Annotated in this window: 2 protein-coding genes; one reads left to right on the top strand and one right to left on the bottom strand. The window is 66.2% G+C overall.

Translation table 11 applies throughout. From position 1 onward, the window contains the following. Positions 1-180 (bottom strand): AAA family ATPase (locus tag GY769_24795; GenBank protein ID MCP4205141.1); only part of this gene is annotated, 180 nt, incomplete at its 3' end. Positions 181-303: 123 nt separating this feature from the next. Between GY769_24795 and GY769_24790 the strand changes: the two genes are divergently transcribed. After that, positions 304-819: hypothetical protein (locus GY769_24790; GenBank protein ID MCP4205140.1), on the top strand; the 516-nt coding region annotated here is incomplete at its 3' end.

The following is an 819-nucleotide window of genomic DNA, read 5'->3' as shown; positions in this document are numbered from 1 at the left end:
GTCGTAGTAGGTCGCCAGCGTCTGGAGCCAGAGCGACTTGCCGAAACGACGCGGACGCAGGAAGATCAGAATGCTCCCCAGCGTCTCCAGGTCTCGGATGTGCGCAGTCCGGTCGACGTAGACCATTCCCTCGCGCCGGATGCGGCGGAAGTCGGCGATCCCGTAGGGGTACTGGATCATGCGGCCTCCATCCTTGCCAGCTTAGCACGTCCTCCCGCGCCCCAGCCGGCTCGGCGCCGGATCTGCCCGCGGTCACCGGCGACCGCCACCTGCTCGACAATGCGGTGAAATACCTGGGGGACCATGTACCACGACAAGGGCTTCGGGCTCTTCGAGCGTCGCGACCCGGAGAGCTCGGAGGGCTCCGACGCCCACTTCAGCCACCAACGTGCTCTCGAGCTCCTGCGGCACGACACGGCCTCCACTGAGCTTCTGAGGCCGGGAGCTTCGACCGCCTGGCCTGGTAGGATTCGCAGCGATGCGGAGAACCGAGCTGACGCGGGTCCGGCGGATCGTCTTGCCGCGAGGGATCAGCAACCGATGAGCCCGTTCCAGCCGGGAAGGAATCTCGTGCGCGTGACGGGCTGGCGGCTCCGTGGCCTGCTGGTGGCTTTGGCGCTGTTGCCCTGCAACGTCCAGGCTCAGTCCACCTCGTCGTTCGACGAAGTAGGACGCTTCTACGTGCAGAACTTCGCGCCGCAGGACTACGGTGCGCATGCCCAGAACTGGGCCATCGTGCAAAGTCCGGAGGGTCTCCTCTACGTCGCCAACGGCCACGGCGTGCTCGAATACGACGGCGTCTCCTGGCGCCTGATTCGG

It is taken from the genome of bacterium (genome assembly GCA_024224155.1).
GTDB lineage: Bacteria > Acidobacteriota > Thermoanaerobaculia > Multivoradales > JAHEKO01 > CALZIK01.
This window is presented reverse-complemented; position numbering and strand designations above follow the sequence as displayed.